Origin of the sequence: Inediibacterium massiliense (genome assembly GCF_001282725.1) — a bacterium.
Lineage (GTDB): Bacteria > Bacillota > Clostridia > Peptostreptococcales > Thermotaleaceae > Anaerophilus > Anaerophilus massiliensis.
The window spans coordinates 636,746-658,845 of record NZ_LN876586.1; the positions used below are offsets into that span (position 1 = coordinate 636,746).

The window sequence follows — 22,100 nt, forward strand, 5'->3', positions numbered from 1 at the left end:
AAGAACATAGATAGGATAAGAAATAATAATTATAGTACATGACTAAGAGATAATTTTGATTTAAATAATTAAAATTTTAAAAAGATATAGATACGTCAATATGTATTAAGAATTGGGATATCCCAATTCTTTTTGTATAAAGTAAGAAATTAAATACATACAAAAGATTGTATATTTTTTAAATCTGTACCAAAATACATCCACCAAAATCCAGTCCATCGATAACCTGAAATAGATCTCCTACCTATATATACAGGATAAAACCAAAAGTTATCTCCATTGTTTAGCCAAATATAAGTGAATTTGTTCTTACATCTCCAAATAGATCCAGGATCAACAGCTCTAGGTTGTTTAGGTGGAAGCATTGATGGGGGAGGAGATGTAGGAGGAGGTGGCATTTGTGATGGAGGTTGAGGACTAAATGGAGGTTGAGGACCAAATGGTGGTTGAGGACCAAATGGTGGAAATAAAGGTGGCATAAACATAGCATACACTCCTTTCCTAGTGTGTACTATATTATATTCTCGAAAAAATGAAATGTGTATATGCATATGATATACTGAGAAAAATAAAATATAGAAAGATCATAATACTAAATATTACATATTAAAAATTTAGTAAATTTATGAGTGAATTATTCCGATAAAAAATTTAAGGAGGGAAAGGACAATGATTTTAGTAACTACAGATTTTATCACCGGAAAAAAAATAGAGACAATAGGTCTTGTAAAAGGAGCTACTGTAAGAGCAAAGCACGTTGGAAAAGACATTATGAGTGGACTTAAAACTTTAGTAGGAGGAGAAATCACTTCTTACAGAGAAATGATGGAGGAAGCCAGAGAAATTGCTACTAATAGAATGATAGAAGAAGGAAGGGCATTAGGAGCAGATGGAATTGTAAATATAAGATATGCAACAAGTGCCATTATGCAGGGAGCAGCAGAAGTAATGGTTTATGGTACTGCTGTTAAGTTCATAGAAGAATAGATGTATAAAAGAAGCTATGAAACTATAGCTTCTATTTATATATATGGAAAGAATAAAAACTTAAGGTTATTTTAATATTTATGTTGTAAAATAGAATAAAATAGGGAAAAAGTCATGTATTAGAGGAATGTAATAAATTTGTAAAGAATTTATGGTTATTTTGTTATATACTAATATATGGAAAAGGGGGTGTTTTTATCAAAAACGCAATAGAAATAAAGGATGTTCGAAAAGTATATAGAGTAGGAGACGAAAAAGTAGTTGCACTCAATCATGTTTCCCTGGAAATCAAGCAAGGAGAAGTTTGTTGTTTCTTAGGAACATCAGGTTCAGGGAAATCAACACTATTAAATCTTATGGCAGGTCTTGAAAAGCCTACAAAAGGAACAATCAAAATTAACGGACATTTTATTCAAAAAATGAATGAAAAACAACTTGCTAAATTTAGACAAAAGTATGTTGGATTCATTTTTCAATCTTATAACTTACTTCCTGCATTAACAGCCCTTGAAAATGTTAGTTTACCCCTTACATTTAGAGGAATAGGAAAAAGAAAGAGAGCAGAAATATCAAAAAAAATGTTAGAAGCTGTTGGACTAAAAAAATATATCACTCATAAGCCTACGCAGATGAGTGGAGGTCAACAACAAAGGGTAGGGATCGCAAGAGCATTTGTAAGCTATCCTCCTATTGTTTTTGCAGATGAGCCTACAGGAAATTTGGATTCAAAAACGACTCATGAAGTAATGAAGTTAATGCTTGAAATGGCAAGAGAGCATAATGAGACATTGATTATTGTAACACATGATAAAAGTATCGCAGAATATGCAGATAAAATTGTCTATATATTAGATGGAGATATACAAAAAGTAGAAGAAAAGAACAAGGGGGAGAATTATGAGAAAGAAGGTAGTTAGTTTATTTTTTGTTTTTTTGTTAATGGTGAGTATATTACCTATTCATCAAATGGCGTATGCAGAAGGACCTAAATTGGTCATAGGAAGAAATACGTCTACACCAACTTTTCAGCCTGGTGAAGATATAAGACTAGGTATTCCTGTAGAAAATATTGGATCAGAAAGTGTAAGCGATGTAGTTATATCTTTAGATACAAGTGATTTAAAAAATTTTCCTTTTGTAATAGATAAAATGACTACAACAAAAAGAATTTCATCTATCCATGGACATAGTGATGAAGATGTAGGATTTTATTTAAAAGTAGCTATGGATGCAGAAAGCAAAACATATCCAATAAAGGTGAATATGAGCTATGATTCAGAAAGTGGAGGAGGCAGTGCTGCTGAAACCATTTATGTAAAAATTGAAGACAATTCAAAAAAACCTTCATTAGAAGTAAAGGATGTAAAATTTAAAGGTGGAAGCGTTTTTAGTGGACAAAGTACCAATATGGAAATAGATCTTAGAAATGAAGGAGAAACTTTAGCAAAGGATATAGAGCTTAAATTTGAAGGATTAAAGGCAAATGAAATTCGCTTAGATAAGTACATGGAAAAGAAAAAGATTCAACAAATACAACCAAAACATTTTGAAACTGTATCTTTTCCTATTTCAGCAAGTAAGGAGTTAGCAACAGGAACTTATGAATTAGAATTGGTTATGAGCTATAAAGATCAATATGATCATATTTATGAAAAAAAGGCAAAAGTATATGTACCAGTAGATGGAGCAGGAGATCAGGAATTAGATTTTTCTTTTGAAAAACTTACATATCCTAAAGAGGGTGTAAAGACGGGTCAAGATTTTATCGTTGCATTTGATCTGAAAAATTCATCAGATCAAGATGCAAAAAATGTAAAAGTAACAGTAGATGGAGGAGAATTTATATTACCTAAATCGGCTTCTATCAAAAATATAAAGAATATTGCTGCTGGACAAATGAATCATTTAGAATTTAAATTTTTTGCAAAAGATGGAGCAGAATCAAAAAATTATCCTATTCAAATCAAAGTAGAATATGGACTCAAAAGTTCCAAGGCAGAAGATATGCGTTCTATGAGTCAGTATGTAGGGGTATATGTTGTGGGAGATAATTCTAAGCTTACTCCTAAAATTATTGTAGATAATTATAACTTTGGAGGAGAATATGTAAAAACAGGAGAGGACTTTTTATTAAATGTTTCTTTTTATAACACAAATAAAAGCAATACTATAAGCAATATTAAAGTGAGTTTAAGTTCAGAAGGAGAAATATTTACTCCTGTAGGAAGTAGTAATTCCTTTTATATAGATGAAATCAAAGCAAAGGGACATGTACAAAAGACAATCAAATTAAAACCAAAAGTAGATGCAGAGCAAAAAACTTATGGTTTGAATGTAGATATTGAATATGAAGATCATAATGGAAAACAATATACAGCAAAAGAAAATATTGGTATTCCTGTAGTTCAAGACTTACAACTTATGATTGAGCAAGTAGAAATTCCACCAGAAGTATTTGCAGGAACCCCTACTGGTATATCTGTAGCATTTTATAATACAGGAAGAAGTCTTCTTCGTAATGTAATGATTAAAACAGTAGGAGATTTTGAAATCAAAGATGGAAATGTTTATTTAGGAAATTTAGAGTCTGGAAAAGATGACTACTACGATGTAACTATTACGCCAAGTAAAGAAGGAAAATTTAAAGGAAAAATTATTTTTGAATATGATGATACTACAGGCAAACATTATATAACAGAAAGAGAATTTGAAATCAATGCAATGAAGGAAGAGATGCCTCCTATGCCAGAAGATGAAATGGGTATGCCAGAAGATGGTGAAAAAAATCCTAATAAAAAGTGGATTATTATTTCTATTGTAGGAGTAGGAATAGCTATAGTAGGATTTGTATTTTATAGAAAGCGTAAGAAAAGAAAAGCTGAGGAAGTGAGTATAGATGAATAGTATAGACCTTTTTAAAATGGGTTTTCATAATCTATGGAGAAAAAAGACAAGAACTTTTCTTACGGTTTTAGGAGTAGTGATAGGAACAAGCTCTATTGTTGTTATGTTATCATTAGGAATTGCAATGGATCAAAGTTTTCAAGAATATATTGATAGTATGGGAAGTTTAAATATTATTGAAGTAGATGGTTCAGGAAGATATTATATGGAGGAGTCATCTTCTAAAAATCAAAAGGAAGTACCATTAAATGATGATACTGTATCTAAAATAGAAGGAATAGAAGGAGTCAAGGCTGTTATGCCTATTAAAAGGGCAAATATGAAGATGGCAGTAGGCAAAATGATAGGTTATGTAAATGTTATAGGAATTGATCCCAATATTATGGAAGAATTTGATTTTAAGATAGACAGAGGAAGACTTTTGCTTCCTACAGATAAAGAAGTCATGATTTTTGGTAGTCGAGTTGCTTTTGACTTTAGAAATCCAAGACTAAGAAATGACAATGATGGGTTTTCAGATAAACCTCCTGTAGATTTAATTAGTAATAAAATGATTTTAACTTCAGATATGGATTATGGAGAAAGAAGAAGCAATTCTGAAAAAGATAAGGATTATAAGCCTCCAAAACCTCATGAAGTAAAAGGAGTAGGAATATTAACAGAAAGTAATGATGATAAAGGCTGGAATGCTTATATGAATATGACATCATTTAAAAAAATATTGAAAGAAGATGCAAAGTTTAATCGTGATAATAATCGATCAAGAGAAAAAAGTAAAGATGAATATGAAAGTTTAAAAGTAAAGGTAGAAAATATTGAGCAAGTAGAAAAAGTACAAGAACAATTAAAAGGAATGGGACTTCAAACTTATAGCTTAACAGATATGTTAAAGTCTATGAAGGAACAATCAAGAAAGATGCAAGCCATATTAGGAGGAATTGGAGCGGTTAGTTTATTGGTTGCAGCCATTGGAATTACTAATACTATGATTATGAGTATTTATGAAAGAACTAGAGAAATAGGAGTGATGAAAGTATTAGGAGCCAATCTTCCTGATATTAAAAAATTATTTCTAATAGAAGCTGCTATGATTGGTTTTGTAGGTGGGATATGTGGACTGGTATTTAGTTATTTAGTATCTTATGGACTTAATCAAATTGGAGGAGGATTTATGGGTGGTATGGGAGGAGAAACGGGTATTTCGGTGATTACTCCTATATTATCAGGATCTGCACTTATCTTTTCTACAATTGTAGGAATTGTATCAGGATATTTGCCAGCAAGAAGAGCTATGAATTTAAGTGCATTAGAAGCAATAAAGACAGAATAAGAGAAGGATTTCCTTCTCTTATTCTGTTTTTTACTATTAGGTTTTAAACTTCTGTTGGAGATTCTTCTGGAGGGAGTTTCTCCATAGTGATTCCTGTAAAACCATAGAATATGGAAACTAATGGATTGATGAGATTTAAAAATGCATATGGTAAATAAACAAATGGATGAATGCCTAAAGCGGTAGTCATAAAAGCTCCGCAAGTGTTCCAAGGAACTAAAGGAGATGTAATGGTACCAAAGTCTTCAAGACATCTAGATAAGTTTTTAGGATGGAGTCCTTTATCTCTAAAGATATCTTTATACATTCTTCCAGGAATTACGACAGATAAATATTGATCTCCTGTAGCTAAATTACAGAAAAGGCAAGTGAAGAATGTTGCAACTACAATAGACCCTGTACTTTTAGCAAAGGATAATATTTTTTGTGCAATAGCATTGAGCATTCCAGAACTCTCCATAACTCCTCCGAACGACAGGGCAATTAAAATTAAAGATACAGTCCACATCATGCCATGTAGTCCACCGCCAGAAAGTAAGGCATCTATAGATTCTACACCTGTTTCAGAAACATATCCCTTATGAGCAGCTTGGATAATTTCAGTCATTCCAGCACCTTGGAATATACCTGCAAATATAGCACCAAGTAGTGTTCCTCCAAATAAACCAGGAAGGGCTGGAACTTTAAATACTACCATTAAAATAACTAAAATAGGAGGAATGATTAATAGAGGATTAATAGTGAAGTTAGCATTAAGAGCATCTAGCATTACATTGATTCCAGCTACATCTAGTTCTTTTCCTGCATATTTTATACCTAATATTCCAAATAATACACAAGATATAAGCATACTAGGTCCAGTAGTGTAACACATATGTCTAATGTGTTCAAATAGTGTAGTACCAGCCATGGCAGGAGCTAAATTTGTAGTGTCAGAAAGAGGGGACATTTTATCTCCAAAATAAGCACCTGAGATAATAGCACCAGCAATAACTGGAGAAGGAATACCAAGACCTGTACCCACTCCGATCAAGGCAATACCTACTGTACCAGCAGTTGTCCAAGAGCTTCCTGTTGCGATGGATACAATAGAACAAATGATACAAGTTGCAATTAAGAATATACCAGGAGAAATAATTTTTAAACCATAATAAATCATAGCAGGTACAACACCAGATAAAATCCAAGTACCCATAATACAACCAATGATCATAAGAATAAGAATAGATTGCATACCCATTTTAATAGTACTTAAAATACCTTCTTCAAGATCTTCCCACTTTTGACCAGATGTTACTGCTACTAAGGATGCAAAAGCTGTTGTAGTTAAAAGTGGAATATGTGGATCTCCATCAAAGAACATCAAGCCTCCGATTAAAGCTACGACTAAAAATGCGATAACCAATAGAGCTTTTCCTAAACTGACCTTCGAACCATTGGATTCCATAAAATCATTCCCCCTTTTGAAATTTATTAGAATTTAAAAAATAATGAAATCCATATTCAGTATATATAAAAAATGAATGAAAATCAATAAAAAAATTCAATTAAAACAAAAATTAGAAAATTTAAAAAATGAATCTATATACAAATGAAAGAAAAAATTAGATATAAAACAAAAAAAAGAAACTGAAAAATGATGAAATTGGTAAATGATATGAAAAAAAACAAGAAAGAAGCATAAGAATAATGTGAAAAATGAATAAATGGAGAATAAATATAAAAGTCAAAAAAATGAAATTTAATTTTAAATATTATGTTGTGGAATAGAAGGAATAAATTTTTAATAGCATGGAGATATAATATATACATAGGTAGATACCTTCTTTTATTGACAAATATAAAAGCAATAGTATAATGTAAATAGCAAATGCCAACAATTATACTGGAGGGATAAAAAATGAATATACAAAAAGAAAAACCACAAGAAGGAACACATATAAAAAAGATTATTGCTATTATGAGTGGAAAGGGAGGAGTAGGAAAATCTTCTGTTACCTCTTTGATGGCTATCTCTTTACAAAATAAAGGATATAAAGTAGGAATTATGGATGCGGATATTACAGGACCTAGTATTCCTAAAATATTTGGAATCAATCATGAGAGAGCTTTTTCTGATGGACAAGCTATATTACCTGTAAAAACTTTATCTGGTATAAAGGTTATGTCTTTAAATTTATTAGTCAAAGAAGAAGATGATCCAGTAGTATGGAGAGGTCCTATGATCTCAGGTACAGCAAAGAGATTTTTTACAGATGTAGCATGGGGAGAATTAGACTTTTTATTAATTGATATGCCACCAGGAACAGGAGATGTACCTCTTACTATTATGCAGTCTCTTCCTGTAGATGGAATTGTAGTAGTATCTTCTCCTCAGGATTTAGTAAAATTGATCGTAAAGAAATCTGTAAATATGGCAAAAATGATGGGTACACCTATTTATGGTATTGTAGAAAATATGAGCTATTTTATGTGCCCGAACTGCAATGAAAAGCATTATATTTTTGGACAAGGAAGAGTAGAAGAGGCAGCAAAGGAAATAGGAATAGAAGTACTCTACAGCCTTCCTATTGATCGTGAATTTGTTTCTCTTTGTGATGAGGGAAAAGTCGAATTATATGGTAAAATAGAATTTGGAAGATGTGAAGAATTTGCACAAAAAATAGAAGAAAAAGTAGGAGGTAAGAAATAATGAAAATAGCTATTTCAGTTTTAGAAAAAGAAATGGATGCGATGATGGATGCCAGATTTGCAAGATGTTCATATTTTGCAATTGTAGACATGCAAAAAAATGAATGTGAATGGATAGAAAATCAAGGTACAGCGGCTTGCCATGGTGGAGCTGTACTTACTGCACAACAAGTAGTAAGCCAAGGAGTAGAAGCACTTATTACAGGGTTTGTAGGACCTAATGCTATGAAAGTATTAGAAGAAGGAAATGTGAAAGTGTATAGGGGAAAAGGTGGTACCGTAGAGGATGAAATCACTTTATATGAAGAAGGAAAGCTTGAAGCTTTACAGGCAGCTATACAAGGAAGTACATGTAGTTTTCATGAATAAGTAGGAGGTGTAGATTTGCCTAGACCTACAAAACCTAGAAAAATTGCATTTATGCCGGAAAGCAGGTATTTTATTCCTGTAGGGAAAGGAAAGTGTAATCTTGAGGAGATACAGCTTAAGCTTGAAGAATTAGAGGCCATGAGGCTTAAAGACATAGAAAAACTCTCGCAAGAAGAATGTGCAGAAAAGATGCATATTTCAAGACAAACCTTTCAGCTCATTATTGATGAGGCAAGAAAAAAAGTAGCGGAGGCTCTCACGGAAGGAAAGGCTATTTTAATAGAAGGTGGCAATTATACTTTAAATATATGCAAATATGAATGTAAAAGCTGTGGACATATATTTTGTGAAGCTTATGAAAAAGAAATTCATGTTTGTCCTGTATGTAATGAGAAAGAAGTTTCATGTTTAGAGCAAGGTAAATTTTGTAGAAGAAGATGTGAAAAGGGTTGGTGTAGACAAGACAAAGAATAAGTTAAGAATTTTCTTGGCTTATTCTTTATTTTTTCTTAGAATATAAAATAATAGAGTTTGAATAAAATTAAATATCTATGGAGAGGAAATAGGTTATGTCAGTAATTACAAAAATTGAACAACAAAAAAATCAAAAAAGGATTAATCTATATATAGATGATGAATTTTTTATGGGAATGGATTTGGAAATTTTTTATAAGCTGCATTTAAAAGAAGGACAATGTATAGATCAAGAAAAAATAAAAGAAATCATTCATGAGGAAATGTATCTAAAAGCAAAAAATAAATCGCTTCAGTTTTTAAAATTTAGTGGACGCACTCAAAAAGAAATGGAGAAAAAATTAAAGGATCAAGGATATGAGGATCATATTATACATAGAGTGATAAATTTTTTAATGGAATATGGATGGATTAATGATGAAGAAATGGCAAAATACCTAGTGAAAAGTAAATTAGAAGGAAAAAAATACGGAAAAAATAGAATCAAACAAGAATTACAACAAAAAGGAGTAGAGAATGAGTGGATTGAGAATGCGTTGGAAGAAGAGTTTAACGAAGAAAAGGAATACGAAAATGCACGATTGTTAGCTTTAAGAAAAAGAAAAAGTATAAAAGATGAAGATTCTAGAAAGATTTATGAAAAAATAGGAAGATATTTAGTTTATAAAGGATATGGATATGATTTGATTCGAAAAGTTTTAGACGAGATATTAAAGAAAAATTAAATGATTGATTTAAATAAGTGTGTTGGTAAATATTACAGTATTTTAATATATGGTTTTGCTGTAAATTGTTGACCTTTTTGCTATTTGTATGTATTATTATACACATAAGAAGTATTTTTATAAGACAAAATTAGACAGGGGGCGACAAGCATGGATGAAAACAAAAAGAAAAGGTTTTCTGTACCAGATACGTATGTAATTATATTTTTTGTAATCTTATTAGCAGCATTTTTAACTTATGTAGTTCCAGTTGGACAATTTGATACTCATGATGTGACATTTACACAAGAAGATGGAACAGAAAAAACAAAAACTGTATTAATACCTGAGAGCTTTAAAATCATTACAGATGATCAGGGACAACCTGTTAAAAATGGAATTAAGTTCTTTGAACCAGGTGGCGAAGTAGGAATTATGAACTATATGTTCGAAGGCTTGGTAAGTGGAGATAAATGGGGTTCAGCAGTAGGAGTAGTAGCCTTTATTTTAGTAATTGGAGGAGCCTTTGGAATTATATTGAAAACTGGTGCAGTAGAGGCAGGAATGTTATCTGTAATTAAAAAAACAAAAGGCTTTGAAATTGCAGTACTACCTATTCTATTTTTTATATTTTCATTAGGTGGAGCTGTATTTGGAATGGGCGAAGAAGCTATACCTTTTGTAATGATTTTAGTTCCTATTATTATTGCTATGGGGTATGATGCTATTACTTGTATTTTAGTTACTTATTGTGCAACACAAATAGGATTTGCGACTTCTTGGATGAATCCTTTTAGTGTAGCTGTTGCTCAAGGGGTATCTGGTATTCCTGTTATGTCAGGAGCAAGTTTTAGAATATTTATGTGGATTTTCTTTACTGCATTAGGAATTGTATATACAATGCTTTATGCTAAGAAAGTTAAGAAAGATCCTTTCAAATCTATTTCTTATGAAGAAGATGCTTTTTATAGAGATGAATTCCAATCTAAAGAAAATATAGAAGTAGATTTTGGAATAGGTCATGGTTTAGTTATATTAACGATAGTACTGGGAATGGCTTGGGTTGTATGGGGAGTTATGAAATATGGTTATTATATTCCAGAAATTGCTACACAATTCTTTATTATGGGGATTGTATCAGGAATTATTGGGATAGTTTTCAAACTTAATAATATGACAGTAAATGACATGGCTTCATCCTTTAGAGAAGGAGCAAAAGATCTTTTAGGAGCGGGATTAGTAGTGGCTATGGCTAAGGGAATTATTCTAGTTTTAGGAGGATCTGAACCTACGGCTCCAACAGTACTTAATACAATTTTACACTATACAGGAAATATTGTAGGAATGCTTCCGCCAGCTTTAGCAGCATGGTTTATGTTAGTATTTCAGTCTATATTTAATTTCTTTGTGGTATCAGGATCAGGGCAAGCGGCTCTTACAATGCCTCTTATGGCACCACTTTCTGATTTGGTAGGAGTAACTAGACAAGTTGCAGTTTTGGCATTTCAATTGGGAGATGGATTTACAAATTTAATTGTACCTACATCTGGAATACTTATGGCAGTACTAGGTATTACAAAAATAGAGTGGAGTAAATGGGCAAAATGGCAAATTAAATTTCAAGGATTATTGTTCTTATGTGCTTCTATATTTGTGATAGTAGCTGTTATGATGGGACTTCAATAAAGAGAAAGAGATATGCATAGCATATCTCTTTTGTTGTAATATAGTGATATAATAAATATATAGAAATGGAGGGATAAATTTGAAAACAATAGGTTTTATAGGAGCAGGAAATATGGGACAAGCTATGATGGGAGGAATTTTGAAGTCCAATATTGTAAAAAAAGAAGAAATCATGGTATCTGATCAAAATGAAAATAATATTTGTAAAATAGAAAAGACCTTTCAAGTAAAGACCACAAAGGATAATAAAGAGGTGGCAAAATTTGCAGATATTTTAATATTATCTGTAAAACCAAATATTTATCCAATAGTTATAGAAGAGATTAAGGATATAGTCAAAAAAGAAGTAATAATTATTACTATAGCAGCAGGAAAAGCTATAGAAGGAACCCAAAAATTATTTGAAAGAAAGTTAAAGGTAGTAAGAACTATGCCAAATACTCCAGCTTTGGTTGGAGAGGGAATGACAAGTGTAGCTTTTAATGAAGTATTGACAGAGGAAGAAAAGAAAAGAGTGATACAAATATTAGAGAGTTTTGGAAAAGTAGAGATCGTTAGCGAAAAATTAATGGATGTAGTCACATCTATTAGCGGATCGTCTCCAGCTTATGTATTTATGTTTATAGAAGCTATGGCAGATGCAGCTGTTTTAGATGGGATGCCAAGAGATCAAGCTTATAGAATGGCAGCTCAAGCTGTACTTGGTTCAGCTAAGATGGTATTAGATACAAAGAAACATCCAGGAGAACTTAAGGATATGGTGTGTTCTCCAGGAGGAACTACTATAGAGGCAGTAGCTGCTCTTGAAAAAAGAGGATTTCGTTTTTCTGTTATAGAAGCTATGCAAAAATGTACAAAAAAATCTATAGAAATGTCTAAATAAGGAATGGATATCCATTCCTTTTTCATTTTTTGATTTGGTAACACTCCCTTTTTAAGATCAATATTATAGTTATAGAAGAAAAAAAGGGGGTAAAGTTATGATTGAGTCATTATTTATTGCCTTGGCAATATGTATAGATTCATTTGCTGTTGGATTGTCTTATGGATTTAAAAATATAAAAATTCCAAAAAAATCTTTGATGGTAATTCATTGTATATCTATAGGAACTTTAGCCGTATCTATGTATTTTGGAAATTTAGTCCAGGAATTTTTAGATGCTCATGTGGCAGCTATGATTAGTTGTTTTATATTGGCTGGATTAGGAACTATTTATATCCTACAGGGTTGTTTACAATCTTTTATTGAAAAAAGAACAATGAATAAAGAAAATAAAATTGCGGAAATTAAATTTTCAGAGTTTAAAATTATGATTGATGTGATGAGAGATTGTACAAAAGCAGATACAGATACTTCAGGAATCATTGATTTAAAAGAAGCTTTGTATATAGGAATTGCTGTATCATTGGATTCTTTAGGTGTAGGATTTGGAACTGGAGTAGGAAACATTAATTGCTTACAAGTGTTATTGATGGCATTTATATTTAACTTATGTGCATTGACGGGAGGAATTTTTATAGGCAAAAAAGTAAACTATTATAATCAAAATTTAAAAACATTTTGGATTTCAGGAGGAATTCTTATTTTATTAGGTTTATCTAAATTAACATAAAAAGCTCTGTAAAAGAGATAAGCTTATAGACAAAATCATAAAATTCTTCACTGATTTTCAAATTTGGAAAATATATAGAAACGGTCGAAAATAGCATTACAAACTCGCTTCGCTCAAACAGTGTAATGCTAACCATTTTCTTACTTATTCTATATTTTCACGAATTTTCAATAATTGTTCCGAATTTTATGATTTTGCTAAAATATACTTGGTTAATAGTTTGAAGCTCTGTAGAAGAGCTTTATTTTTTTGCAAAATATAACTTTTTGTAAATAACAAATTTTACAAGGTGTAAAGAATGAAAAAACTCAAAAAATAGTTATATACCCCAAATATGAATTGAAAAGAGGAAGGAGAAAAAATATGAAATTTCATAAAAAAACAAGTATGCTTGTAATAAGCTCATTGATTCTAAGTATATTGATTGGTGGTTGTACACCAGCGAGAAAGCCTGTTGTACCAAATCCAACTCCAAATCCAGCACCTAATGTTCCGCCAGCAGTAAATAGAGAAAGAGATTCTGACACCATTGATCAATATGAAAATAATACTCCTATGAATCCAAATACAACTCCTGTGAATCCAAATACAACTACTATGGATCGAAATAGAAAGATGGAAAATGATGTAGAGAATGGTATAAATAAAATAACAGGAGTAAGTAATGCAACAGTACTCATCAACAATAATACTGCATATGTAGGGGTAGATTTAGCAGCAAATATAGAGAGTGCAAAAACAAATGCTAAAAAAGATGAGATTATAAAGAAAGTAAAAGATATGGAACCTGCTATCAACACTGTTTATGTTTCTACAGATGTAGATGTGGTAGGAAGATTTAGAAATTATGCAAGAGATGTAAGAAATGGAAAGCCTATTTCTGGATTCATTGATGAAATTGAAGAAATGTTCAGAAGACCGGTTCCTAGAAGCTAAAGTTATAACAAAAGGTGATCTTAGATCACCTTTTGTTTTTAGAATACAGGAATGATTGCTCCCTTGTAATTTTCTTCTATGAATTTTTTTACTTCTTCTGATTGAAGAGCTTTCATAAGCTTTTGAATTTTTTCAGAGTCTTTATCTTCAGATCGAACAGCAATAATATTTGCATATGGAGATTCTTCTCCTTCTATGATGATTGCATCTTTTTTAGGATCTAAATTTCCTTCTAAAGCGAAGTTTGTATTGATAACACTTGCATCTACATCATCTAGTGTTCTAGGAAGCTGTGCAGCTTCAATAGGTTTAAATTGTAAGTTCTTTGGATTTTTTTCAATATCTTTTTCAGTAGCTTCTAAACCTGCATTAGGTTTTAGTTTAATAATATTTTTTGCATCTAATAAAATCAAAGCTCTACCGCCGTTAGTAGGGTCATTAGGAATACTAACAATTGATCCATCCTTTAATTCATCAATAGATTTAATTTTTTTAGAATATAAACCAAGAGGTTCGATATGAACTTTTCCCACACTTACAAGATCAAGATTTCTTTCTTTAGCAAATGTATCTAAGTAAGGTTTATGTTGAAAGAAATTGGCATCAATTTCTTTATCTGCTAGAGCAAGGTTTGGGGATACATAATCTGTAAATTCAATAATTTCAAGATCAATACCTTTTTTTTCTAATTGTGGTTTTACAACTTTTGTAAGAATATCAGCATGAGGGTTTGGACTAGCACCTATTCTTAATTTTACTAATTCATTTTTACTTTCCTCAACATTTCCTTCTTTAGAGCATCCTGCAAAAATTAAAGATAAAGACAATACACATACAAGTAATAAAGCAATTTTTTTCATTTTTTATTCCTCCTATTTTTTATTTATAATTTGTGAAATTTTATTTCCTGTACTTTGAATGATTTGTACTAAAATAATCAATAGAATAACAGTTGCAATCATTACATCTTTTTGAAAACGCTGGAATCCATATCTTACTGCTAAATCCCCAAGACCACCTCCTCCAACTACACCAGCCATAGCAGAATATCCTATTACATTAATGATAGTAATGGTAATTCCAAGTACTAAAGAAGACATAGATTCTGGAAGTAAAATTCTTAATATAATTTGAAGAGGGGTTGCACCCATAGATATAGCAGCTTCTATAACTCCCCAATCAACTTCTTTGATACTTGATTCTACAACTCTTGCAAAGAAAGGTACAGCAGCTATAATAAGTGGAACAATAGCAGCATTTGTACCAATAGTTGTTCCTACTACAAATCTTGTAAAAGGAATAATAAAGATCATCAAAATAATAAATGGTAGTGACCGTAAAATATTAATTAAGTAAGAAAGTGCATGATTAAGCCAAGAGTTTGGTAAAATATGATTTTCATCTGTTACAACCAAGATGATTCCTAAAGGAAGACCTAATAAAATTGTAAAAAATACAGAAACAAATACCATATATAAAGTTTCTAATAAAGACGGAGTAAGAAGTTCTATCCATTCACTCATTGTTTGATCACCTCAACTTTCACATGATTTTTTTCAAAGTATTTAACAATATCTAAAAGCTTATGGCAATCAATATCCATTTGAATTGTAAGCTTTCCGATGGGTTGGTTTTGAATATATTCTATTTTACCAGATAAAATATTTACATCTACATCAAAATCTCTTGTAATTTGAGAAATAAGAGGCTGAGTAGCACTACCATGTGTAAATGAAAGATGAAGAACTTTTCCTTTGATAAAGGATTTTGGAAGATTTTCATCTTGTTCTATAAAATTTTTGGTAATTGAGTGTTGTGGTTTAGAGAATATGTCGATAGTAGCTCCTTCTTCTGCTATAGTTCCTCCTTCTAAGATAGCCACTCTATTACAAATTTCTTTGATTACTTCCATCTCATGAGTGATAATGACAATAGTAAGATTGAGCCTGTCATTAATACTTTGTAATAGATTTAAAATTTGTTTTGTAGTTTTAGGATCAAGTGCAGATGTAGCTTCGTCGCAAAGTAATACATCTGGATCATTTGCAAGAGCTCTAGCAATACCCACTCTTTGTTTTTGCCCTCCACTTAATTGAGAAGGATAAACATAAGCTTTATCGGATAGCTCTACGAGTTCTAATAAATGATTTACCTTTTCTTTGATAACTTTTTCGGGTGTACTTACAAGTCTTAAAGGAAAGGCAATATTTTCAAAAACAGTTTTGCTGTGTAAAAGATTGAAATTTTGAAAAATCATTCCTATCTTTTTTCTTGCTTTTCTAAGATCTTCATTTTTTAAATGAACAAGATTGATTTTATTGACCCATATATCACCTGATGTAGGTTCTTCTAATCTATTGATGCATCGAATCAAAGATGATTTTCCAGCACCACTTAAGCCTATAATTCCGTAAATATCTCCCTTTTTTATATCTAAATTGATATCTTTTAAAGCAACTACTTTATTTCTTCCTTTTGTATAAACTTTAGATAAATTTTTAATATGAATCATAACTTCACCCCTTTATAACTATACAGTACTAAACTGAAAAGATTATAAAATAAACTCTTCTATGGAAAGAGAAATTAAAAAAACCTCTTTCACGAGAAAGAGGTACTAAACAGTATCCTTTCTCTCATCTACCGATATAAATATATCGTAGGAATTGGCACCGTTGCTTATTGATATAAGCCGGTTGCCGGGTTTCATAGGGCCAGTCCCTCCACCTCTCTGGATAAGAGATATCCGTTTTATTTAATTTTATCCTTTGATTAATATTGAGTATAATGATTTTTTTGAATAATGTCAATACTTTTTCAAGAAATATTTTTAAATGAAAAAGGATATGGTAGTTATGTATAGAATATAACTATAAAAAGAAGAGTTTTGGGGTGATGAAATGGGTTATGAGTCAAAATTAAAAAGTAGTTTTGTAGATGAATTATTTGAAGCTATCCTTTTACTAGAAAATACAGAAGAGTGTTATAGATTTTTTGAAGATATATGTACTATTAAAGAAATACAAGCTTTATCTCAAAGATTAAAGGTTGCAAAATTGTTAAGAGAAAAAAAGACATACAATGAGATTGAGGAAATTACAGGAGCTAGTACTGCAACCATTAGTCGAATTAATAGATGTCTGACTTATGGAGCCGATGGATATAATATTATACTAGATCGATTAAAAGAGCAAAAAAAGTAATCTTATATAAGATTACTTTTTTAGTCTTTTTAGGACATGAGCAATTCCGGTAGGAATATGCGAATTTTTTGATAAAATATTGATTTTTGTATATACTTTATCTATTATTAAAAACAAAGAAGGTCAATAATTATAATAAAAAATCTATTATAAATAGTAGCTTAGAATATAGTCTTAGGAGGATGAAATATGGAGTACAAAGATTATTATCAAATATTAGGAGTAGAAAAAGAAGCATCACAAGGAGAAATAAAAAGTACCTATAGAAAGCTCGCTAAAAAATATCATCCTGACGCCAATCCCAATAACAAAGAAGCAGAGGAGAAATTCAAATCTATCAATGAAGCTTATGAAGTTTTAGGAGATGAAGAGAAAAGAAAAAAATATGATCAATTTGGAAGTGGATATAATTTTGAGCATGGTTCCAATTTTGATCCATCACAGTTTGGTTTTGGAGGATTCGCGTCCAGTAATAGAGGAGATTTCAGTGACTTTTTCAATACTATTTTTGGTGGTGGAAATGTTCATATGGATAATTTGTTTGGGGGATTTAGTCAAAGAGGTTGTGGCGGCTGCTCATCAAAAGGACAAGATGTGGAAACTAAAATAGATATTACACTAGAAGATGCTTATTGTGGAATTACAAAAAATATTTCTATCAAAATGGGTTCTCAGAAAAAAAGTGTTTCTGTAAAAGTTCCGTCGGGAATTTTACCTGGAAAGAAAATTAAGTTAAAAGGTCAGGGAAAAAATGGAGGGGATTTGTATTTAAAGGTTCATATAATAGAGTCTAAAGATTTTGAATTAAAAGGATTAGATCTTTATACAACTATTGATCTTACACCTTGGGGGGCAGCTTTTGGAGAAGAGGTTATAGTACCTACGCTTACAGGAAAAATAAAAGTAAAGATTCCTGCAAATATGCAACCAGATGGAAAAATAAAAATTTCTAAAAAGGGATATAAGGATCTAAAAGGAAATATGGGAGATTTATATATAAAGATACGTATTGTAAATCCACCTATTTTAACGAAAGAAGAGATAGAGTTATATAATAGATTAAGAGAAGTTTCTTCATTTCAACCAAGAGGTTAATATGAATAAATAAGCCTATTGATAGAAAAAACATCTATGAATAGGCTTTATTTATATTGGAATGAAAAGTTTTTTCATGAATAATTGATTGAATAATGGTATTTATTTCTAACATAGATACAATAATAGAAACAAAGAGTATTGGTTTTTAAAATGAAATATAATATGTTTATTGATTTGAAGATATATTATGGGGTATAAAAATAAGGGAATTTTTATAGAAAAGAAGTGAGAATATGATAAAAAACATAGGTTATGCTTGTATTAATACTCATCTAAAGCCTAGGGGATTTAAGGAATGTAGGATTGCCTCTGTTTATAAATATGGAATAGATTATTTAAAAAAAAAAAAAGCAATGATGAATAATTTAAGTTTAACAAAAGATATTTTAAAATGGAATATAGAACATGATATATATCTGTATAGAGTAACGAGTACTCTTTTACCATTAGTAACGCATAAAGATTTATTAAAAGATTTTTCGTGGAGATGGCAGCAGGATGATAACATTTTAGAAGGATTAGAGGAAATCAAAAAAATAGTTATAAAAGAAAATATTCGCCTTTCTATGCATCCAGATCAATTTACTGTTTTAAATAGTCCAAAAGAGGAAGTAGTACATAATAGTATCATTCATTTAAGATATCATCAAGAGGTTTTAACAAAAATGGGAGGTGCAGATTTAATTATTCATACAGGTGGGGTTTATGGAGAGAAGGAAGCTTCTATAGATAGATTTATAAAAAATTATGAAAACTTAGACAAGGAATTGAAAAAAACATTAAGACTGGAAAATGATGATAAGTCCTATACCATCCAAGATGTTTTAAAAATTTATAAAAAAATAAATATTCCTGTTGTATTAGATATTCATCATCATCATTGTCATCAAAAAGATCCCCATGTACCTATAGATGAAATTATATCTACATGGAAAAATACAAATTTGATTCCTAAAATGCATATTAGTAGTGGAAGAGAAGGAATCACAGATCGGCGTCATCATGATTATATTTTAGAAAGTGATTTTTTATCATTTAGCAATTTGATAAAAAATGTAGATGTGGACTTAATGATAGAAGCAAAAGAAAAAGAGAGAGCTGTACTTCAAATAAAAGAAAAATTTTTTATGGATAGGAGGTAAGTATATGGAAACCATTTTAAAGAATAAGATTTCAATAGGAATAAGTGCTTGCATATATGGATGTAGAGTAAGATACAATCAAAAAGGAATAGATATGGTAAAATATTTAGGAAGAAATATAAATAATTTTTCCTTTATGCCTGTATGTCCTGAATGTATGGCAGGACTGGGAACTCCTAGAAATGCAATAAAAATTGTAAAAGGTAGTGGAGAGGATGTATGGAGTGGAGCTGCAAAAGTTATAAGTAGTAAAGGAGAAGATTTAACAGAAAGATTAAAAAAAGGTTCTAGTAGATCTATGGATATTTTAGAAGATGCAAAAATGGATGCTTTTATTTTTATGGAAGGAAGTCCTTCTTGTGGAATTTATAGGACTACTCTTAAAAATAAAAGATTAGGTACACCGCCTGGAGTTTTTGGGTCTTTATTGCTAAAGGAAAAAATATTTTTAATTCCAGGGTTAGATCTTCAAAGTCCTATCAAAGCATGGGATTGGCTCAGAAGACTTTATGCATTTGTATGGCTTAAGAATTTATCTATTCAAAATAAAAAACAAGTCTATGGAATGTGGCATACTATGAAGTTTTTATGCCAAGAGATTGATGAGAAAAATGCTAGGCAAATAGGAAAAGAGCTTGCTAACTTTGACGAATGGAATGTAGAGTTTATAGAGAAAAAAAGAGAAGAAATTTTAAATATTTTAAGAAAACCTTCTACAGTAGCCAAAATAAAACAAATGCTTTGGAAAAATTATATTCATTATAAAAGAAAGTTAGGAAAAGAGCTTGAATTTATAAAAGAACCTACAACTTTAAGAGGAATGACACAAATTGCAAAAGAGCTTATGTTAATGGAAAAAGAATCATTCCAAAATAATTATGTATTTGGTTCCTCTCCTATATTACATAGAAGGTTATAAAAAGTTCTGTATTAAGGACTTTTTTCTCTATTGTGTTGTTCCACCATGCTAATATTGTATATATACCAAAAAATGGGAATCAATTATCCATTTCAATAAAGCAAAATGTAGTATTTGTGAGAGTTTTAGAATTCTGAAACGAACTATAGTAGATGGAATAAGGGGGAATTTAGATGAAGAAAATAAAGTATAAAATATCTATAGCTATTGTAATGACTTGTTTGATTCTTTCTGGAATCTTAGGTGGATATAATTTAATGAATATGAAAATTGATCATCAAAATGAAATTAATATATTTAAGAAAAATCTATTAAATGATTATGATGGAATGATTAAAAATGAAGTACATACAGCGATTGGTTCATTAGAATATGCATATGATCAGTATGAGTCTGGAAAGATGAGTGAAGAAGAAGCAAAAGAGTTGGGAAAATCCCTTGTAAAAAAATTACGGTATGGAAATGATGGATACTTTTGGATAGATGATACAAATGGAATATTAATTGCTCATCCAATGATTGAAGGTCAAGAAGGAGATAATAGAATCAATATTCAAGACCCTAAAGGAACCTTTTTAATACAAAATATTATTCAAGCTGTAAAAGATAAAGGATATACAGAGTTTATGTGGGAAAAACCAGAGGAGGTAGGAACGGGAAAATTATCTGAAAAAAGAACATATTCAGAACTATTTGCCCCTTGGAAGTGGATTGTAAGTACTGGAAATTATATTGATGATATTGATAGGATTGTTCAAGAAAGAATTACAGAACAAGAGAAACTTTTAAAAGAGAAAATTATTTTTACAGGGATATTTATAATTCTATCTATTGTGATTACTTCAGGTATTGCTTTATTCTTGAGTGGTAAAATAGCCAATCCAATCCTTCAAATTATAAAAAATATTAGTAAAGATGAATATGGAAACATACAAATAAAAGAAATTCATGTTCAAACCAAAGATGAAATTGGACAGTTGGCAAATAGTATGAATGAAATGCTCAATCAAGTAAAGAATTTTGTAAATAAAGTAAATTCATCTTGCCAGATATTGGTATACAATGGAGAAAAAACACAAAAAATAGCGACCATCTTAGAAGGACAAACAGATGAAACACGAATGGCTACAGAATCTATTACAAGTTATATGGAAGATTCCTCAGCAGCAGCACAGCAAATTAGTTCCGCTGTGGAAGAGATAGAAAAAGCTATTGATTCTATTGCACAAATGGCAGAACAAGGAGCTACTCTTTCAAATGATGTAAGTAAAAGAGCAAATCATATGACGCAACATACTATAAATGTTAAAGAAGAAACAAATACAATTTATACAGAAACAAAGGAAGCGTTAACAGAAGCTATAAAGGAAGCTCAAAAAGTAAAACAAATTTATATATTATCTGATGAAATTAGTAAAATTGCAGAACAAACCAATCTACTTGCCCTCAATGCCAATATAGAAGCAGCAAGAGCAGGTGAGGCTGGAAGGGGATTTTCTGTAGTTGCGAATGAAATAAGAGAATTATCAGAGCATACAGCTCATACTGTAAAATCTATACAACAAATAGTAGACGTAAGTATTGGGTCAGTAGATGGCTTAGTAGATCATTCAAAGAATATTTTAGATTTTATTGATAAAAAAGTTCTTCGTGAGTATGAAGAATTAGTAAGAGCAGGAGTACAATATGATGAAGATGCTAAAAATCTAAATGGATTTATGACAGATTTAAGTGCTACATCAGAAGAATTAAGTGCATCTATGATGGAAGTTTCTAAATCTACCAATGAAGTTGCAGTAAAGGTTTCAGAAGGAGCAGAAACCATAGGCTCTATCAATGAACAGGCTGCTACTATTGCAAATCATACAAAAGAAATAACTGATGGTGCAAAAGATAATATAAAAGAAATACAAGATTTAAAAGAAATAGTATCTACTTTTAAGATTTGAAAAATGTAGAATATAATGATGGATCAAAGTAGATTTTTAAAGCATATTTTCAAACAGAAGTTTCCATATTATTCAAAATATGATAACCTATCTAT

The 22,100-nt window shown here is 30.6% G+C and carries 22 protein-coding genes and 1 riboswitch; of the genes, 17 read left to right on the forward strand and 5 right to left on the reverse strand.

Features of this window, described 5'->3' with window-relative positions; translation table 11 throughout:
- Window positions 1–149: 149 nt before the first annotated feature.
- Entirely contained in the window at window positions 150–485 is a 336-nt protein-coding gene (locus tag BN2409_RS06770; RefSeq protein ID WP_053955881.1) for a hypothetical protein, read from the reverse strand.
- 184 nt (window positions 486–669) lie between these two features.
- On the opposite strand from BN2409_RS06770, the gene BN2409_RS06775 reads away from it, so the two are divergent.
- The 4 genes from BN2409_RS06775 (at window position 670) to BN2409_RS06790 (ending at window position 5,221) form a co-directional block, all read left to right on the forward strand.
- The gene (locus tag BN2409_RS06775) at window positions 670–987 is read left to right on the forward strand and encodes a YbjQ family protein (protein ID WP_053955882.1); all 318 of its coding nucleotides are present in this window, start codon (window positions 670–672) and stop codon (window positions 985–987) included.
- Between the two features lie 215 nt (window positions 988–1,202).
- Window positions 1,203–1,904: an ABC transporter ATP-binding protein gene (locus BN2409_RS06780; protein ID WP_330375411.1), complete on the forward strand. Its 702-nt coding sequence runs from the start codon at window positions 1,203–1,205 to the stop codon at window positions 1,902–1,904.
- Complete coding sequence (locus tag BN2409_RS06785) at window positions 1,885–3,891, forward strand: COG1361 S-layer family protein (RefSeq protein WP_053955884.1); 2,007 nt, start codon at window positions 1,885–1,887, stop codon at window positions 3,889–3,891. The genes BN2409_RS06780 and BN2409_RS06785 overlap by 20 nt, the downstream gene beginning before the upstream one ends.
- Complete coding sequence (locus BN2409_RS06790; RefSeq protein ID WP_053955885.1) at window positions 3,884–5,221, forward strand: ABC transporter permease; 1,338 nt, start codon at window positions 3,884–3,886, stop codon at window positions 5,219–5,221. Before BN2409_RS06785 ends, BN2409_RS06790 begins: the two co-directional genes overlap by 8 nt.
- Window positions 5,222–5,264: 43 nt before the next feature.
- Here the strand turns inward: BN2409_RS06790 and nhaC are convergent, their stop codons facing one another.
- Window positions 5,265–6,668, reverse strand: coding sequence for a Na+/H+ antiporter NhaC (gene nhaC / locus BN2409_RS06795; RefSeq protein WP_053955886.1), 1,404 nt, complete (start codon window positions 6,666–6,668; stop codon window positions 5,265–5,267).
- Window positions 6,669–7,121: 453 nt separating this feature from the next.
- Between nhaC and BN2409_RS06800 the strand changes: the two genes are divergently transcribed.
- The 8 genes from BN2409_RS06800 to BN2409_RS06835 all read left to right on the forward strand — a co-directional run bounded on the left by BN2409_RS06800 (window position 7,122) and on the right by BN2409_RS06835 (window position 13,694).
- Window positions 7,122–7,913, forward strand: coding sequence for an Mrp/NBP35 family ATP-binding protein (locus BN2409_RS06800; RefSeq protein WP_053955887.1), 792 nt, complete (start codon window positions 7,122–7,124; stop codon window positions 7,911–7,913).
- On the forward strand, window positions 7,913–8,281 hold the full coding sequence (locus BN2409_RS06805) for a NifB/NifX family molybdenum-iron cluster-binding protein (RefSeq protein ID WP_053955888.1): 369 nt from the start codon (window positions 7,913–7,915) through the stop codon (window positions 8,279–8,281). Before BN2409_RS06800 ends, BN2409_RS06805 begins: the two co-directional genes overlap by 1 nt.
- Before the next feature lie 15 nt (window positions 8,282–8,296).
- On the forward strand, window positions 8,297–8,755 hold the full coding sequence (locus BN2409_RS06810; protein WP_053955889.1) for a DUF134 domain-containing protein: 459 nt from the start codon (window positions 8,297–8,299) through the stop codon (window positions 8,753–8,755).
- A 95-nt stretch (window positions 8,756–8,850) separates the two neighbouring features.
- Window positions 8,851–9,480, forward strand: a complete 630-nt coding sequence (locus BN2409_RS06815) for a regulatory protein RecX (RefSeq protein ID WP_053955890.1) — start codon at window positions 8,851–8,853, stop codon at window positions 9,478–9,480.
- A 150-nt stretch (window positions 9,481–9,630) separates the two neighbouring features.
- Window positions 9,631–11,145 (forward strand): putative basic amino acid antiporter YfcC, encoded by a 1,515-nt coding sequence (gene yfcC / locus BN2409_RS06820; protein WP_053955891.1) that lies wholly within the window; start codon window positions 9,631–9,633, stop codon window positions 11,143–11,145.
- Window positions 11,146–11,224: 79 nt separating this feature from the next.
- Entirely contained in the window at window positions 11,225–12,028 is an 804-nt protein-coding gene (gene proC / locus BN2409_RS06825) for a pyrroline-5-carboxylate reductase (RefSeq protein ID WP_330375398.1), read from the forward strand.
- Window positions 12,029–12,125: 97 nt separating this feature from the next.
- Window positions 12,126–12,758, forward strand: coding sequence for a sporulation membrane protein YtaF (gene ytaF / locus BN2409_RS06830; RefSeq protein WP_053955892.1), 633 nt, complete (start codon window positions 12,126–12,128; stop codon window positions 12,756–12,758).
- Window positions 12,759–13,121: 363 nt separating this feature from the next.
- Entirely contained in the window at window positions 13,122–13,694 is a 573-nt protein-coding gene (locus tag BN2409_RS06835) for a YhcN/YlaJ family sporulation lipoprotein (RefSeq protein WP_053955893.1), read from the forward strand.
- 38 nt (window positions 13,695–13,732) lie between these two features.
- Here the strand turns inward: BN2409_RS06835 and BN2409_RS06840 are convergent, their stop codons facing one another.
- From BN2409_RS06840 to BN2409_RS06850, 3 genes are read right to left on the reverse strand one after another with little or no spacing between them, the layout of a single operon-like run.
- Window positions 13,733–14,554, reverse strand: a complete 822-nt coding sequence (locus tag BN2409_RS06840) for a MetQ/NlpA family ABC transporter substrate-binding protein (protein WP_053955894.1) — start codon at window positions 14,552–14,554, stop codon at window positions 13,733–13,735.
- A gap of 12 nt (window positions 14,555–14,566) precedes the next feature.
- Entirely contained in the window at window positions 14,567–15,217 is a 651-nt protein-coding gene (locus tag BN2409_RS06845) for a methionine ABC transporter permease (protein ID WP_053955895.1), read from the reverse strand.
- Window positions 15,214–16,206 carry a methionine ABC transporter ATP-binding protein gene (locus BN2409_RS06850; protein WP_053955896.1) on the reverse strand — a complete coding sequence of 331 codons (993 nt, stop codon included), beginning with the start codon at window positions 16,204–16,206 and terminating at the stop codon, window positions 15,214–15,216. Before BN2409_RS06850 ends, BN2409_RS06845 begins: the two co-directional genes overlap by 4 nt.
- A 121-nt stretch (window positions 16,207–16,327) precedes the next feature.
- Window positions 16,328–16,436: riboswitch (SAM riboswitch) on the reverse strand.
- Window positions 16,437–16,594: 158 nt separating this feature from the next.
- Here BN2409_RS06850 and BN2409_RS06855 point away from each other — a divergent pair.
- From BN2409_RS06855 to BN2409_RS06875, 5 genes are all read left to right on the forward strand, one after another.
- Window positions 16,595–16,897, forward strand: coding sequence for a YerC/YecD family TrpR-related protein (locus BN2409_RS06855; RefSeq protein ID WP_053955897.1), 303 nt, complete (start codon window positions 16,595–16,597; stop codon window positions 16,895–16,897).
- Between the two features lie 189 nt (window positions 16,898–17,086).
- On the forward strand, window positions 17,087–17,992 hold the full coding sequence (locus BN2409_RS06860; RefSeq protein ID WP_053955898.1) for a DnaJ C-terminal domain-containing protein: 906 nt from the start codon (window positions 17,087–17,089) through the stop codon (window positions 17,990–17,992).
- Between the two features lie 236 nt (window positions 17,993–18,228).
- The gene (uvsE, locus tag BN2409_RS06865) at window positions 18,229–19,137 is read left to right on the forward strand and encodes a UV DNA damage repair endonuclease UvsE (protein ID WP_053955899.1); all 909 of its coding nucleotides are present in this window, start codon (window positions 18,229–18,231) and stop codon (window positions 19,135–19,137) included.
- Between the two features lie 4 nt (window positions 19,138–19,141).
- Window positions 19,142–20,056 carry a 2-thiouracil desulfurase family protein gene (locus BN2409_RS06870; RefSeq protein WP_053955900.1) on the forward strand — a complete coding sequence of 305 codons (915 nt, stop codon included), beginning with the start codon at window positions 19,142–19,144 and terminating at the stop codon, window positions 20,054–20,056.
- Window positions 20,057–20,229: 173 nt separating this feature from the next.
- The gene (locus tag BN2409_RS06875; protein ID WP_053955901.1) at window positions 20,230–22,005 is read left to right on the forward strand and encodes a methyl-accepting chemotaxis protein; all 1,776 of its coding nucleotides are present in this window, start codon (window positions 20,230–20,232) and stop codon (window positions 22,003–22,005) included.
- Window positions 22,006–22,100 lie beyond the last annotated feature (95 nt).

Bases quoted from the DNA above. Each gene is read 5' to 3' on its own strand.
- BN2409_RS06815 (WP_053955890.1), top strand. From the start codon at position 8,851: ATGTCAGTAATTACAAAAATTGAACAACAAAAAAATCAAAAAAGGATT.
- ytaF (WP_053955892.1), top strand. From the start codon at position 12,126: ATGATTGAGTCATTATTTATTGCCTTGGCAATATGTATAGATTCATTT.
- BN2409_RS06855 (WP_053955897.1), top strand. From the start codon at position 16,595: ATGGGTTATGAGTCAAAATTAAAAAGTAGTTTTGTAGATGAATTATTT.
- BN2409_RS06770 (WP_053955881.1), bottom strand. From the start codon at position 485: ATGTTTATGCCACCTTTATTTCCACCATTTGGTCCTCAACCACCATTT.
- BN2409_RS06785 (WP_053955884.1), top strand. From the start codon at position 1,885: ATGAGAAAGAAGGTAGTTAGTTTATTTTTTGTTTTTTTGTTAATGGTG.
- BN2409_RS06805 (WP_053955888.1), top strand. From the start codon at position 7,913: ATGAAAATAGCTATTTCAGTTTTAGAAAAAGAAATGGATGCGATGATG.
- BN2409_RS06800 (WP_053955887.1), top strand. From the start codon at position 7,122: ATGAATATACAAAAAGAAAAACCACAAGAAGGAACACATATAAAAAAG.
- BN2409_RS06870 (WP_053955900.1), top strand. From the start codon at position 19,142: ATGGAAACCATTTTAAAGAATAAGATTTCAATAGGAATAAGTGCTTGC.
- nhaC (WP_053955886.1), bottom strand. From the start codon at position 6,668: ATGGAATCCAATGGTTCGAAGGTCAGTTTAGGAAAAGCTCTATTGGTT.
- BN2409_RS06790 (WP_053955885.1), top strand. From the start codon at position 3,884: ATGAATAGTATAGACCTTTTTAAAATGGGTTTTCATAATCTATGGAGA.
- BN2409_RS06860 (WP_053955898.1), top strand. From the start codon at position 17,087: ATGGAGTACAAAGATTATTATCAAATATTAGGAGTAGAAAAAGAAGCA.
- BN2409_RS06835 (WP_053955893.1), top strand. From the start codon at position 13,122: ATGAAATTTCATAAAAAAACAAGTATGCTTGTAATAAGCTCATTGATT.
- yfcC (WP_053955891.1), top strand. From the start codon at position 9,631: ATGGATGAAAACAAAAAGAAAAGGTTTTCTGTACCAGATACGTATGTA.
- BN2409_RS06850 (WP_053955896.1), bottom strand. From the start codon at position 16,206: ATGATTCATATTAAAAATTTATCTAAAGTTTATACAAAAGGAAGAAAT.
- BN2409_RS06775 (WP_053955882.1), top strand. From the start codon at position 670: ATGATTTTAGTAACTACAGATTTTATCACCGGAAAAAAAATAGAGACA.
- BN2409_RS06875 (WP_053955901.1), top strand. From the start codon at position 20,230: ATGAAGAAAATAAAGTATAAAATATCTATAGCTATTGTAATGACTTGT.
- BN2409_RS06845 (WP_053955895.1), bottom strand. From the start codon at position 15,217: ATGAGTGAATGGATAGAACTTCTTACTCCGTCTTTATTAGAAACTTTA.
- BN2409_RS06840 (WP_053955894.1), bottom strand. From the start codon at position 14,554: ATGAAAAAAATTGCTTTATTACTTGTATGTGTATTGTCTTTATCTTTA.
- uvsE (WP_053955899.1), top strand. From the start codon at position 18,229: ATGATAAAAAACATAGGTTATGCTTGTATTAATACTCATCTAAAGCCT.